This window comes from Pukyongia salina (assembly GCF_002966125.1).
Classification (GTDB): Bacteria; Bacteroidota; Bacteroidia; order Flavobacteriales; family Flavobacteriaceae; genus Pukyongia; species Pukyongia salina.
Map to the genome: position 1 here is coordinate 1848892 of NZ_CP027062.1, position 13605 is coordinate 1862496.

The following is a 13605-nucleotide window of genomic DNA, read 5'->3' on the forward strand; positions in this document are numbered from 1 at the left end:
AGTTCAAACTTTTACTGAAGTGTTATCAAGAAAGGTGGAGGGATTAGACCCTGTGAAACCTTAGCAACCCTTTCTCCGGAATGAAGGTGCTAAATTCTACACAGCTTAGGCTGATGATAGATAACAACGTGACAATAGTTCTTTTTGTCACTTTATTTCTTATAACATTTTTCTGGTAAATACGTCCTACGGGCGCATTTTGACTTTTGTTTTAATTATCTATTAACTCAAAAAAAAAGAAAAATGAGTGCAACAAAAATTATTCATGCGATCCCAAGTGATCCGCTTACCGGGGCTATTTCTGTACCGGTCTATCAAACTTCAACTTTTATTCAGGAAGCGCCTGGTGTGAACAAGGGCTTCGACTATGCCCGCTCTAACAATCCAACCCGTAAGGTGCTGGAAGATGTGATCGCCGAATTGGAAGGTGGCGATGCCGGTTTTGCCTTCTCTACCGGACTTGCGGCCATCGACGCCGTATTAAAACTCTTATCGGCCGGAGATGAGATCGTGGCAGTAGATGATATTTACGGTGGTGCCTACAGACTTTTTACCCACGTCTACGAAAAACTTGGTATTAGTGTGAACTATGTGGACACAACCGAGGTGGACAATGTGGCTGCCGCTGTTAATGAAAAGACCAAATTCATCTGGATAGAATCTCCAACAAATCCTACCCTAAAAGTTTCAGATATCCGCGCTATTGCCGCAATAGCTGCACAAGTTGGAGCATATCTTGTGGTGGACAACACTTTTGCCAGTCCCATCGGGCAAAACCCTATTTCCCTGGGGGCCGATATTGTTATTCACAGCGGTACCAAATATATTGGAGGCCATTCAGACCTGGTAGCAGGACTTGTGGTCACCGCTGCGCCGGAGCTTTCAGAAAAAATAAAATTTGTGCAGAATGCCTCTGGAGGAGTATTGGGTCCCTGGGATTGTTTTCTTACCATACGCGGTATCGAAACCCTGGATATCCGGTTTAGAAAACAATCTGAAAATGCCTTATCAATAGCGCGATTCCTGCAACATCATCCCGAAGTTGACGAGGTGTTCTATCCGGGTCTGGATACCCATAAAAATCATCACATCGCAGCCAGACAACAGAATAATCTGTTTGGCGGTGTGGTTTCATTCAGTTTAAAAAACGATTCCACTGATGTAGCAAATGCCTTTGTTACCCACACCAGGTTCTTCAAATTGGCGGAAAGTCTGGGAGGGGTGAAAAGTCTGCTATGTCATCCGGCTCAAATGACGCATGCCTCTATCCCAAGGGATCGTAGACTGCGGTCGGGAATTAAGGATTCACTCATTAGACTATCCTGCGGAATAGAAGAACCACAGGATCTAATAGAAGATCTGAATACTGCCTTTAAAAGCGTCAATACAGCAACCCAATTAATCTATGCCTGAGATGAGTACCGAAATAAAAGAAAACAATACCAGCCGAATTGATCTTCAACTTTTGAAAAAGAAGAAGGTCAATCTGGCGGTATTTGGTCATGGAAACGTAGGTGGTAAGCTGTTGGATCAGATCCTGGAATCGGCGGCATCCATTAGTGAAAGGAAACATATCGTCCTTAATGTTTTTGCTGTGGCGAATTCCGGGCAACTATTGTTTCAAACCGATGGCATTGATGAGAACTGGAGAAATAAACTGAAGGCAGAGAAAGCAGGTTGGGACATTTCCGAGGTGATAAAATTTGCCAGGCAATATAACCTGAAGAACCTTATCGCTATTGATAATACAGGGAGTACAGAATTTGTAGAACATTATCCGAAGCTGATCGAAGGAGGATTTAACCTTGTTTCATCCAACAAACATCCTAACACCAGGGATCTTGAATTCTACCACGAACTGCGTAGTCTGCTTCAGCGTCATGAAAAGGAATTCTTTTATGAAACAAATGTAGGTGCGGGTTTGCCTCTTATAGACACCATAAAATTACTTCATTTGTCCGGTGAGAATATCACGCGTATCCGAGGAGTGTTTTCCGGTTCTCTGAGTTATATCTTTAATACTTTTTCTGAAAATGATGATAGCTTCGGAAATGTGCTGAAGAAAGCCATGAATTATGGTTTTACCGAACCCGATCCAAGGGAAGATCTTTCGGGTAACGACGTGGGAAGAAAATTGCTTATTTTGGCTCGCGAATTAGATTTACACCACGAATTAACCGACGTGAATATCGAGAATCTAATTCCGAAGCCTTTACGAACCATTCCGAAGCATGAATTCCTGGAACAGTTGGATGCTCTTGATGTTAAGTTTCATATTAAGAAACGAAATCAGAAAAAAGATCACGTGCTTAGATACATTGGTGATCTCCATGGGGATCTTTCCGAAGTAAATGGTGGTACACTGGATGTGAAGCTGGTTTCGGTACCGCGGGACAGTACCCTAGGACAGCTTAGTAACAGTGATTCGTTATTCGAGATATACACTCAAAACTACGCCCAGCACCCCATTACCATAAAAGGTGCGGGTGCAGGCGGAGCGGTTACGGCCCGGGGTGTATTGGGCGATATATTGAGATTAAGCGATAAACTATAATTGAAGGAACATGGATAAGAAAGTAGCGATCATTGGTTGTGGGAATTTGGGAATAGCTATTCTAAAAGGATTGCTGGACAGCAAGTATACCGCAGCAGAGAATATCACCGTAACTCGAAGGAATGTGGAGGCTCTTAGCGAATTCTCCAGGGAAGGAGTAGTGGTTACAACCGATAATCGTTCAGCGGTTAAAAATGCCGATCTCATCCTCGTTGCCTTGAAACCGCATAACATCCTAACCGTTTTACAAGATCTAAAACAAGAATTTGACCCTAACAGGCATATCCTGATATCCCTCGCAACTGGAATCTCAATTGCCCAACTAGGAGAGGCTAGCTCGACAGAGCTGTCAATATTCAGGGCTATGCCTAATACTGCCGCTTTTGTAAAGGAGTCGCTCACTTGTATTTGTGCGAATACCGATAACCGGCAGACGCTGGAAACAGTGCGGCAGTTATTTGATGGGATAGGGGAGATCCAGTTCATAGAAGAAGAGCTTATGGAAGCGGCCACCGTCCTGGGAGCCTGTGGTATTGCCTATGTCTTACGATTTATGCGGGCCATGGTTCAGGGTGGGATCCAAATTGGTTTTAGCTCTAAAGTTGCAAGTTTTATAGTAAATCAGACAGTGAACGGAGCATCGAGATTACTTATAGAGAAAAGGGCACATCCCGAGGAGGAGATCGATAAGGTTACTACCCCCAAAGGATGTACAATTGAAGGGTTAAATGAAATGGAGCACAATGGATTTAGCTCTGCACTAATTAAGGGAATTGTTACCTCCTTTGAAAAGATCGAAAAATAATTCAGAAATACAATTTATGAAAGTAACGCTCAACAGATTAAACGATGATTTCCATTTCGAAGCCAAAGGTGCTTCCAATGTGGTGGTACATATAGACAGCAAAGTAAACGAAGAAGTGCATGGGGCTAGTCCCATGGAACTATTACTCATGGCTGTGGGTGGATGCAATGCCATCGACATAGTGTCGATATTAAAAAAACAAAGACAGCAAATCACCTCCTACGCAATTGAAGTGGAAGGAAAACGTAAAGAAGTTAGGCAGGCCAAGCCGTTTGAGGCAATACATGTTACTGTTTTTCTTGAAGGTGATATAGATGAGGCCAAGGCTAAAAGAGCGGCCCAGCTTAGTTTCGAGAAGTATTGCTCTGTCTCAATTACGCTGGAAGGCGCGGTGGAGGTAACTTACGATGTGTATGTAAATGATAGGAAGGTATGAGTGTATTTTTAGATGAACTAAATAAAAGAATACTTGTGTTGGATGGTGCGATGGGCACCATGTTACAGCGGTATAATTTTACCGAAGAGGATTTTAGGGGTGAACGGTTTAAAGATCATCACAAGTCGGTAAAGGGAAATAACGACTTATTATCCATCACCCAACCCCAGGCCATCGCCGAAGTGCATGGTAAATATTTTGAAGCTGGAGCAGACATTGTGGAGACCAATACCTTTTCGGGTACCAGGATCGCTATGGCCGATTACGACATGGAAGATCTTGTTTACGAACTAAACTACGAATCGGCTAAGATCGCTAAAGAAGTTGCTCTCGAATATACGCGACAAGATCCGGATAAACCGAGATTTGTGGCCGGAGCTATGGGTCCCACCAATAAAACAGCCAGCATGTCTCCTAATGTGAATGACCCGGGATACAGGGGAATAACTTTCGATGCGTTACGTGCGGCTTACAAAGAGCAGGCAGAGGCTTTGGTAGATGGCGGTGTTGATTTCCTGTTGGTTGAAACTATTTTCGACACGCTCAATGCCAAGGCTGCTCTGTTTGCCATTGAAGAACTCAAAGAAGAGAAAAATATCGATCTGCCTGTTATGGTTAGTGGTACGATCACCGATGCCTCGGGCAGGACCTTATCCGGGCAAACAGCCGAAGCATTTCTAATTTCAATTTCTCATGTTCCGCTGGTTAGTGTTGGTTTTAATTGTGCCCTGGGTGCAAAACAGCTCACCCCGCACCTGGAAGTGATCGCGCACAGGACAGATCTTGCCGTTTCGGCATACCCTAATGCAGGCTTACCTAACGCCTTTGGAGAGTATGATGAGAGTGCCGATGAGATGGCCGAACAGATCCGCGAATACCTGGATCGGGGGTTGATAAACATCATTGGTGGTTGCTGCGGAACAACACCGGCCCATATAAAGGCTATTGCCCAACTGGCGGCCTCCTATCAACCTCGTCCCCTAAAAGTTAACACTTTAAAAGTGTGATAAATCTATGAACAGCACCATGATCGAAACAAGATATTTGAAATTATCCGGACTGGAACCTTTAGTTATCACTCCGGAAAGTAATTTCATTAATGTTGGTGAACGGACTAATGTTGCCGGATCCAGGAAATTCTTAAGGCTCATCAAGGATGGTAAGTACGAGGAAGCACTGGATATTGCAAGACATCAGGTGGAGGGAGGAGCGCAGATCATAGACGTGAATATGGATGACGGTCTTATAGACGGTCGCGCCGCTATGGTAAAGTTTCTTAATCTCATTGTTTCCGAACCAGATATTTCGAGAGTCCCTATAATGATCGATAGCTCGAAATGGGAGATCATCGAAGCGGGATTACAGGTAGTGCAGGGGAAATGTGTGGTGAACTCTATAAGTTTAAAGGAAGGGGAAGAAGAGTTTCTCCATCAGGCAAAATTAATTAGAAGATATGGAGCCGCAGTGATCGTAATGGCCTTCGATGAGACCGGGCAGGCCGATAATTATGAGCGGCGCATTGAGATAGCGAAAAGATCTTACGATCTGTTGGTGAAGAAGGTAAATTTCCCTCCCGAAGATATCATATTCGACCTCAATATCTTTCCCGTGGCTACAGGGATGGATGAACATCGTAGAAATGCCGTCGATTTTATAGAAGGGACACGCTGGGTAAAGGAAAATCTCCCGCATTGTAGTGTGAGTGGAGGAGTAAGTAACGTTTCTTTTAGTTTCCGGGGGAATGATGTAGTACGTGAAGCCATGCACTCGGTTTTCCTGTATCATGCCATCCAGGCAGGGATGAATATTGGTATAGTGAACCCGGCCATGCTGGAGGTCTACGACGATATACCCAAAGACCTGCTGGAATATGTGGAAGACGTGATCCTGGACCGTAGGGATGACGCCACAGAACGACTTTTAGAATTTGCCGAGACCGTAAAAGGGGAACGAAAAGAAAAAGTAGCCGATCTATCCTGGCGGGAACTACCGCTACAGGATAGGATAACACGGGCTTTGGTAAAAGGGATAGATGCTTATATTGAAGTAGATGTAGAAGAAGCCCGACAGCAAGTAGATAAACCTATAGAGGTGATCGAAGGCCATTTGATGATAGGTATGAATGTAGTGGGTGATCTCTTCGGAAGTGGTAAAATGTTCCTTCCGCAGGTGGTGAAATCGGCGCGGGTAATGAAAAAAGCTGTGGCTTATTTGCTTCCTTTTATTGAAGAAGATAAGGATGCAACTTCATCCTCCAACGGAAAGATCCTTATGGCCACAGTAAAGGGCGATGTTCATGATATTGGAAAGAACATAGTTTCGGTAGTTCTGGCCTGCAACAACTATGAGATCATCGATCTGGGGGTAATGGTGCCTGCAGAGAAGATCATAGCAACAGCCAAGGAGGAGAATGTCGATATTATTGGGCTCAGTGGTTTGATAACACCTTCGTTAGACGAAATGGTCTTTCTTGCCAAAGAAATGCAGCGCCAGCAGTTTGAAGTGCCGCTTCTTATAGGTGGAGCTACCACAAGCAGAGCACATACCGCGGTTAAGATAGATCCGCAATACGAAAATGCCGTGGTGCATGTTAACGACGCCTCCCGGGCGGTAACAGTGGTAGGAGACCTGCTTCAGAAAGACAGAAAACAGGGATATAAAAACGACCTAAAGAAAGAATACGCAGAATTTAGAGAAAACTTTCTTGGACGCCAGCAGAGGAAAGAATATCTCAGCCTGGAAGAGGCCAGAAAGAATAAGTTATCCCTGGACTGGAGTAGTGATCATATCGTTACCCCCAACGAACCCGGGATCCATCAAATTATGGATCTGGATCTCAATTTGTTATTGCCATATATCGATTGGACCCCTTTCTTCAGGAGTTGGGACCTGCACGGTCGGTTTCCGAACATTCTTGAAGATAGGGTGGTAGGAGAACAGGCCACAGAGTTGTATGAGGATGCTCAGCAAATGCTTAGGCGGATTATTTCTGAAAAATTGTTGCAAGCCAGGGCGGTTTTCGGACTTTTTGAAGCGAACAGTATAAACGATGATGATATAGAGGTTGTGGTTCCTTCTGAAGGTAATTCAGAAAAAAAGATCTTCCGAACCTTAAGACAACAATCCAGAAAAGCAAAAGATAGGCCCAACCTGGCTCTGGCAGATTTTATCGCGCCGAAGGATACGGGGATCACAGATTATATGGGTTGTTTTTGTGTAACGGCCGGCTTTGGAACCGACGAGCTGGCTATGAAATTTGAACAAGAGCACGACGACTATAACAGCATAATGGTAAAAGCACTTGCCGATAGGCTGGTGGAAGCTTTCGCCGAGTATTTACACGAACAGGTGAGAAAAAAATACTGGGGTTACGCCGCCGATGAAGAATTAAGCAATACAGAGCTTATAAGCGAATCCTACCAGGGGATTAGACCGGCTCCCGGCTATCCTGCCTGTCCCGACCATCTGGAAAAAGAGACCATTTGGGACATTCTCAAAGTGAAGGAGACCATTGGTGTATCACTCACAGAGAGCCTTGCTATGTGGCCAGCAGCTTCGGTTTCGGGATATTATTTCGGAAATGCAGAGGCAAAATATTTTGGTTTGGGAAAGATCAGGGAAGATCAGGTAAAAGATTTTGCATCGAGAAAAGGAATTTCAGAAGAAAAAGCCTTTAAATGGCTACAAACAAGTTTAGCAGATTAAATGAAAGTAACAGAACATATTGCCAACGGAAAGGGAAAAACCCAGTTTTCATTCGAAATTTTACCCCCTTTGAAGGGGCAGAATATCCAGTCGATCTTCGACAGTATCGACCCCCTAATGGAGTTCAAACCACCCTTTATCGACGTAACGTACCATCGGGAAGAGTACGTTTATAAAGAAATGGAAAATGGGCTACTTCAGAAAAAAGTAGTGAAAAAACGACCCGGGACTGTAGGTATTTGCGCCGCCATACAGAATAAGTACCAGGTAGATGCTATACCGCATATACTTTGCGGTGGCTTTACAAAAGAGGACACAGAGAATTTCCTGATCGACCTGGATTTCCTGGGGATTGATAATGTAATGGCCTTGCGTGGGGATGCCGTGAAAACAGAGACCTATTTCACTCCCGAGAAGGAAGGCCATCGTTATGCAAATGAGTTGGTTCAACAGATAGATGCTCTCAATAAAGGCGAATACCTGGACGAGGAAATAATGAATCAGGCACAGACAGATTTCTGTATTGGCGTGGCGGGATATCCCGAGAAACATATGGAAGCTCCCAATATGGAAAGCGATTTACATTTTCTGAAAAAGAAACTTAAGAACGGTGCGGAATATATTGTTACCCAGATGTTCTTTGATAACAATAAGTATTTTGAATTTGTGGAAAAGTGTCGCTCTGCGGGAATAACTGCGCCTATCATCCCCGGACTTAAACCTATTTCTACTAAGAAACAATTAAACCTTATCCCGCAGCGATTTAATGCAGACCTGCCTGAAGCCCTTATCAAGGAAGTCCTTAAATGTGAGACTAATGAACAGGTAAAAGAGGTAGGGATCGAGTGGTGTGTGGAACAAAGCAAAGAACTTATAAAGGAAAAGGTTCCCTTTCTGCATTATTATTCTATGGGAAAGAGTGATAATATAAAGGCAATTGCGAGGCAATTATTTTAAAAGAATTAACCCTAATATATATGAAATCTTATCTTTACTATAACTAATTCGACATGTTATCGCGTAAAACAAAATACGGATTAAAAGCACTCACATTCCTGGCTAAACAGGATAAGAACGAGCCTGTTCAGATCTCGGTGATCTCACAATCGGAAAACATCTCGCATAAGTTTTTGGAGAGTATCCTTCTCATTCTTCGGAAGGCGGGTTATCTGGGATCCAAGAAAGGCAAGGGTGGGGGATATTATCTTATGAAGCATCCTTCAGAAATACCGATCGCTGCAGTTTACCGAATACTGGAAGGGCCAATTGCCATGATGCCCTGTGTAAGTCTCAATTTTTACGAAAAATGTGATGACTGCCCCGATGAGGAAGCTTGCAGTGTACATAATTTAATGGTTCAGGTACGGGATAATTGTCTGCAGATCTTTGAAAATACCAGTTTAGAAGATCTTATTAAAAGTTAATAGAAACCCATGTAAAATATTATCGTAGATTTGTTTACTCTACTAAATCTATAGGTTTATTATAGTTATGAATACAATCACTTCGGAAAACATTCACTTATTCAACCAAAATTTAAGATACGAAGAACCTGCGGAAATTATTTCATTCGCTTTAGGTTTGGCCAAAAATCCACTTGTAACTACTAGTTTTGGGCCTTATTCGGCGGTTTTGCTTCATGCCGTAACCAATCAAAAGAAAGATATAAAAGTGGTATGGTGCGATACGGGTTACAATACAGACGAGACCTATGAGCATGCTAAATACCTTATGGAAACACTTCACCTCAATATCGAAATCTTTGCCCCTAAATACACTACGGCCTTTTTAAATCATACTATTGGGAGACCGGATATTGAAAATCCGAAGCATGCTGTTTTTTCCGAGAAGGTGAAGTTAGAACCCTTCACCAGGGCGCTGAACAAATACAAGCCTGATGTATGGTTTACCAATATCCGTGCAGGACAGACTAAACATCGGGATTCGTTGGATATCTTAAGTCTGGATGAAGATGGAATTTTAAAAGTGAGTCCGTTCTATTACTTTACAGATGCGCAGCTAAAATCTTATTTATCCCTTCATAAATTACCAGCCGAATTCAATTATTTCGATCCTGTAAAAGCATTGGAAAATAGGGAATGCGGAATCCACTTGCGGAATTAATTTTATTTATTTTTACGCTATGGATTTGGCCATTCCACAGCGAGAAGAACTACTCAAAACACAGGAGGCATTGTTGCCGTACGTTCACCGGACACCTGTGTTGGAATCGGCTTTGCTCAATGAACTAAGCGGAGCCCGTCTTTATTTCAAATGTGAGAATTTTCAGAGAATGGGCGCCTTTAAAATGCGAGGAGCCATGAATGCAGTGTTACAATTTTCGGAAGCTGAAAAAGAAGCCGGGGTGGTAACTCATTCTTCCGGGAACTTCGGCCAGGCGGTGGCCCTGGCAGCCAAAAATCTTGGGATAAAAGCATTTATAGTGATGCCATCTTCCGCACCTGCGGTTAAAAAGAGTGCTGTACGCACCTACGGAGGATTGATAACCGAGTGCGAACCTACTCTGGCCGCACGTGAGGCCGAAGCTGCGCGGATCGTTAAAGCTACCGGTGCTACTTTTCTACATCCTTCCAATCAGATAGAAGTGATTATGGGTAATGCCACAGCTGCTATGGAGTTACTGGAATCGCAACCCGAACTCGACTTTATCTTTACGCCCATAGGGGGTGGAGGGCTTATCGCCGGGACGGCTCTGGCGGTTCATTATTTTGGAAATGAATGTAAAACGATTGGGGGAGAACCGCTGGCAGCAGATGACGCCTGGAGGTCGCTAAAGACTGGCAAAATTGAAACCAACACAAACACCAATACCATTGCCGATGGATTAAGAACAAATTTAGGAGATGTAAATTTTCCTATTATTAAAATGTTGGTGCCGGAGATCATCCGCGTAACTGAAGATGAGATAATCGAAAGCCTGAGACTTATCTGGGAACGGATGAAGATAGTGGTTGAACCTTCCAGCGCGGTGCCCTTGGCTGCTCTAATTAAAGAGAAGGGACGCTTCAGAAATAAAAAAATTGGCATCATTCTCTCGGGAGGAAATGTAGATCTGGCTGCACTCCCCTTTTCCCATAGCAAACAATGAAGAAGGAGGCTATGATGAAATGGATGCTGATCTTGTTTTTTCTTGCTACTCCTCTCGTAGGCCAGGAAAAGTATCCGGGAAAATACTCTTTTGATGTTTCGTATGGCTACGGGACTATCCTTAGGCATAATAAGAATATTGCGCATTTGGTAATAGCCCATCCCCAGGTGATAACATTGGGTGTTAATCGTAAGACCTTCGGTGAAAAGCCCTGGCAGCAAAGTTTTAATTACCCGGACTGGGGGCTGTCGTTTCAGTTTACAGATTTTAGAAACGAGGTATTAGGGAAGAATTTCGGCATTTTGGCACATTACAATTTCTATTTTCTCAATAGAAACGTAAGGCTTCACCTGGCCCAGGGAATAAGTTACAACACCCATCCCTTCGATCTGGAAACCAACCCAAAGAACAATGCATTTGGTAGCCTTTTACTGTCTTCAACAGCCCTGGGATTATATTACGATCTACCGTATCTACTGGATGATTTCGGACTCTTATTCGGCATCTCACTTTATCATCATTCTAATGGGAGTATAAAAGCACCAAATACAGGGACAAATATTCTTTCCTTCGAAATGGCTCTTTCATACAACAAATCTGTTCAGCAGGAAAATTCGTTTAATTCGGGAGAACAAGAGGAAGTAGATAGATCTGTTCATTGGAATGTTGCTGTGAGTGGCGGATTTAACAGTAGCGATTACCTTAACCTGGGAACACATCCGTTTGCGGTAGTTAGCGGATATGCGGATAAACGCCTAGGGAGTATTAGTGCAGTACAGTTGGGTGCCGAAATATTTTTTTCCGAATTCCTACGAGAAGAGATCAGGTATGTGGCCGCGGCATTTCCAAAGCGGGGAATAGATCCGGACACCGATTGGAAACGTGTGGGGATCTTTGCAGGCCATGAATTTAGGATAGGAGATATTGGCCTGCCCACTCAAATAGGATACTATATTTACTATCCATACACATACGAAAGCCGTGTGTACCTTCGTGTAGGGGGGAAATATTATTTTAACCACAGGTGGTTTACTACCTTAACCATCAAGGCCCATGCTGCAAACGCCGAAGCCATCGAATTTGGAGCAGGCATAAGATTGTAAAATGAAAAAGTATCTCATTATATTATTTGTGATCCTGGCTGCATGTGACAGTAGTGATGCTCCAGACTGTCTCAGGGTGGCCGGTAACAGGGAGGTGAGATTTTTTTCTGTTTCTGAATTTAACTCCATCCGTATTGAGGATAATATCAACCTGGTGATAAGACAGGGTGATGAAATCAAGGTAAGTGTGGAAGCCGGCAAGAATTTATTTGAAGAAATTAAGGTGGTAGTTGAAGGAAATACACTTGTGATCACAAATGATAGTCGCTGTGAACTTTTCAGAAATTATGAAGATGTGACCGCTCTGGTATCGGCTCCTAATATATCGGAGATTCGCAATGCCTCAATTGGCAACGTGTATAGCGAAGGGATACTAAACTATCCGGTTCTCTCGTTGGGTAGTAATACCAACGGCGGAATTGATAATGTGAAAAAAAGCGGAGATTTCATCGTAGAACTGAATTGTGATCTTCTCATAGCCGAAGCCAATGGATTTAGCCGATATTTTGTGAGTGGAATTGCACGAGAAGCCAGAATTGTTTTTACAGATGAATTACCCTTATTTGAAGGCGCAAATTTTTTCGTGGACGACTTAGTTGTCTTTCAACGAAGTGCTAATATCATGAGAGTAAATCCTTTAAATAGTATTCGTGGTGAGATTAGAGGAACCGGGGACATAATTGCCGTGAATCGACCCGAAATTGTTGAGGTGGATGAATTTTTTACAGGGCGGCTAATATTTGAAGATTAGTGTATATTTACACGATTCTATGAAAAAATGAAGTATTCTCTTGGCGTAATCATCTTACTTTTTTCTTTACAGTTTTCAGTAGCCCAGCAACGTGAGACTTTTCCTTTTTCTATTGATGTAGATACATTCACAGGAAGTATACTAGAACACAATCCCGATATTGCTCACTTGATAACGGGACATCCTACCGGAATCATTGTACAATACAATCGAAAGACCTATGGTTGGAACGAACCTGAAGGCAGGTGGAATTATCCCGACTGGGGATTTACATTTTCCTATCAGGATATGAAAAACCCCTTCCTTGGTGAAAATTATGCGGTTTATGCGCATTTTAACTGGTATTTTCTTAACCGGAACATCCGGTTTACCATGGGACAGGGAGTATCCTACAATACGAATCCCTACGACCCCGAAACAAATTTTCAGAATAATGCATATGGAAGTCATTTCCTTAGCTCCACCTATTTAAAGGTGAACTATGTGAGGGAACGACTGGTGGGAGGAGTTGGCGTGCAGGCCGGATTTGGAGTTATGCATTACTCGAATGCAAATTTTAAAGCTCCCAACAACAGTACCAACACTTTATTTTTTAATGTGGGATTGAGCTATCAGCCCGATGCGATCAACTTCCCTACCTATATCCCGGTGGGGTCATGGAAAAGTACAAACTACAAGGAGCGAATTAAATACAATGCTGTAATACGGACGGGGAAGAATGAAGCCGATGTGAACGGACTCGGGCAATTTCCCTTTTATACATTTACGTTCTTTGCCGATAAAAGAATTAATTATAAAAGTACCTTCCAGGTTGGCGTAGATTTCTTCTTTTCCAACTTCCTCATCGAGTTGATCCGGTACAGGGAGGTTGCCTTTCCCGGAGACGGCCTTACCGGTGATGAGGATTACCGACGGGTAGGAGCGTTTATCGGCCATGAACTAAGATTTAGTAAGTCTGCCTTTGTATCCCAATTGGGATATTATGTATATTGGCCTTACGAGTTCGAGAACCGTATCTATAATAGGTTGGGAATTAAAAGATATTTCTTCGACGATAAATTTTTTGGTGTAATTACGGTGAAGGCGCACTGGGCAAAAGCCGAAGCCGTCGAATTTGGCGTAGGTGTTAGAATATGACGATC

Annotated in this window: 13 protein-coding genes and 1 riboswitch; all 13 genes read left to right on the forward strand. The window is 43.1% G+C overall.

Annotated features, from left to right (window positions below; all coding sequences use genetic code 11):
• Positions 1-19 precede the first annotated feature (19 nt).
• Positions 20-127, forward strand: a riboswitch (SAM riboswitch).
• A gap of 116 nt (positions 128-243) precedes the next feature.
• Entirely contained in the window at positions 244-1413 is a 1170-nt protein-coding gene (locus C5O00_RS08315; RefSeq protein ID WP_105216421.1) for a trans-sulfuration enzyme family protein, read from the forward strand.
• 1 nt (position 1414) lies between these two features.
• The gene (locus tag C5O00_RS08320) at positions 1415-2554 is read left to right on the forward strand and encodes a homoserine dehydrogenase family protein (protein ID WP_105217609.1); all 1140 of its coding nucleotides are present in this window, start codon (positions 1415-1417) and stop codon (positions 2552-2554) included.
• 10 nt (positions 2555-2564) lie between these two features.
• Positions 2565-3359: a pyrroline-5-carboxylate reductase gene (gene proC / locus C5O00_RS08325; RefSeq protein ID WP_105216422.1), complete on the forward strand. Its 795-nt coding sequence runs from the start codon at positions 2565-2567 to the stop codon at positions 3357-3359.
• Positions 3360-3375: 16 nt separating this feature from the next.
• Positions 3376-3795, forward strand: a complete 420-nt coding sequence (locus C5O00_RS08330; RefSeq protein ID WP_105216423.1) for an OsmC family protein — start codon at positions 3376-3378, stop codon at positions 3793-3795.
• Positions 3792-4802: a homocysteine S-methyltransferase family protein gene (locus C5O00_RS08335; protein WP_105216424.1), complete on the forward strand. Its 1011-nt coding sequence runs from the start codon at positions 3792-3794 to the stop codon at positions 4800-4802. Before C5O00_RS08330 ends, C5O00_RS08335 begins: the two co-directional genes overlap by 4 nt.
• Before the next feature lie 19 nt (positions 4803-4821).
• Positions 4822-7500, forward strand: a complete 2679-nt coding sequence (gene metH, locus C5O00_RS08340) for a methionine synthase (RefSeq protein ID WP_105217610.1) — start codon at positions 4822-4824, stop codon at positions 7498-7500.
• Complete coding sequence (gene metF / locus C5O00_RS08345; RefSeq protein ID WP_105216425.1) at positions 7501-8457, forward strand: methylenetetrahydrofolate reductase [NAD(P)H]; 957 nt, start codon at positions 7501-7503, stop codon at positions 8455-8457.
• Between the two features lie 53 nt (positions 8458-8510).
• Entirely contained in the window at positions 8511-8924 is a 414-nt protein-coding gene (locus tag C5O00_RS08350) for an RrF2 family transcriptional regulator (RefSeq protein WP_105216426.1), read from the forward strand.
• Positions 8925-8991: 67 nt separating this feature from the next.
• Positions 8992-9624, forward strand: a complete 633-nt coding sequence (locus C5O00_RS08355; RefSeq protein ID WP_105216427.1) for a phosphoadenosine phosphosulfate reductase domain-containing protein — start codon at positions 8992-8994, stop codon at positions 9622-9624.
• A 19-nt stretch (positions 9625-9643) separates the two neighbouring features.
• On the forward strand, positions 9644-10609 hold the full coding sequence (locus tag C5O00_RS08360) for a threonine ammonia-lyase (protein ID WP_105216428.1): 966 nt from the start codon (positions 9644-9646) through the stop codon (positions 10607-10609).
• A complete protein-coding gene (locus tag C5O00_RS08365; RefSeq protein WP_105216429.1) occupies positions 10606-11712 on the forward strand; it encodes an acyloxyacyl hydrolase in 1107 nt (368 codons plus the stop codon). Before C5O00_RS08360 ends, C5O00_RS08365 begins: the two co-directional genes overlap by 4 nt.
• A gap of 1 nt (position 11713) precedes the next feature.
• Positions 11714-12463 carry a head GIN domain-containing protein gene (locus tag C5O00_RS08370; protein WP_105216430.1) on the forward strand — a complete coding sequence of 250 codons (750 nt, stop codon included), beginning with the start codon at positions 11714-11716 and terminating at the stop codon, positions 12461-12463.
• A 27-nt stretch (positions 12464-12490) separates the two neighbouring features.
• A complete protein-coding gene (locus tag C5O00_RS08375; RefSeq protein WP_105216431.1) occupies positions 12491-13600 on the forward strand; it encodes an acyloxyacyl hydrolase in 1110 nt (369 codons plus the stop codon).
• Positions 13601-13605: the final 5 nt, after the last annotated feature.

What these genes read in the sequence shown, in the direction of transcription:
- C5O00_RS08315 (WP_105216421.1), top strand. Translation starts at nt 244, where the DNA reads ATGAGTGCAACAAAAATTATTCATGCGATCCCAAGTGATCCGCTTACC.
- C5O00_RS08320 (WP_105217609.1), top strand. Translation starts at nt 1,415, where the DNA reads ATGAGTACCGAAATAAAAGAAAACAATACCAGCCGAATTGATCTTCAA.
- proC (WP_105216422.1), top strand. Translation starts at nt 2,565, where the DNA reads ATGGATAAGAAAGTAGCGATCATTGGTTGTGGGAATTTGGGAATAGCT.
- C5O00_RS08330 (WP_105216423.1), top strand. Translation starts at nt 3,376, where the DNA reads ATGAAAGTAACGCTCAACAGATTAAACGATGATTTCCATTTCGAAGCC.
- C5O00_RS08335 (WP_105216424.1), top strand. Translation starts at nt 3,792, where the DNA reads ATGAGTGTATTTTTAGATGAACTAAATAAAAGAATACTTGTGTTGGAT.
- metH (WP_105217610.1), top strand. Translation starts at nt 4,822, where the DNA reads ATGATCGAAACAAGATATTTGAAATTATCCGGACTGGAACCTTTAGTT.
- metF (WP_105216425.1), top strand. Translation starts at nt 7,501, where the DNA reads ATGAAAGTAACAGAACATATTGCCAACGGAAAGGGAAAAACCCAGTTT.
- C5O00_RS08350 (WP_105216426.1), top strand. Translation starts at nt 8,511, where the DNA reads ATGTTATCGCGTAAAACAAAATACGGATTAAAAGCACTCACATTCCTG.
- C5O00_RS08355 (WP_105216427.1), top strand. Translation starts at nt 8,992, where the DNA reads ATGAATACAATCACTTCGGAAAACATTCACTTATTCAACCAAAATTTA.
- C5O00_RS08360 (WP_105216428.1), top strand. Translation starts at nt 9,644, where the DNA reads ATGGATTTGGCCATTCCACAGCGAGAAGAACTACTCAAAACACAGGAG.
- C5O00_RS08365 (WP_105216429.1), top strand. Translation starts at nt 10,606, where the DNA reads ATGAAGAAGGAGGCTATGATGAAATGGATGCTGATCTTGTTTTTTCTT.
- C5O00_RS08370 (WP_105216430.1), top strand. Translation starts at nt 11,714, where the DNA reads ATGAAAAAGTATCTCATTATATTATTTGTGATCCTGGCTGCATGTGAC.
- C5O00_RS08375 (WP_105216431.1), top strand. Translation starts at nt 12,491, where the DNA reads ATGAAGTATTCTCTTGGCGTAATCATCTTACTTTTTTCTTTACAGTTT.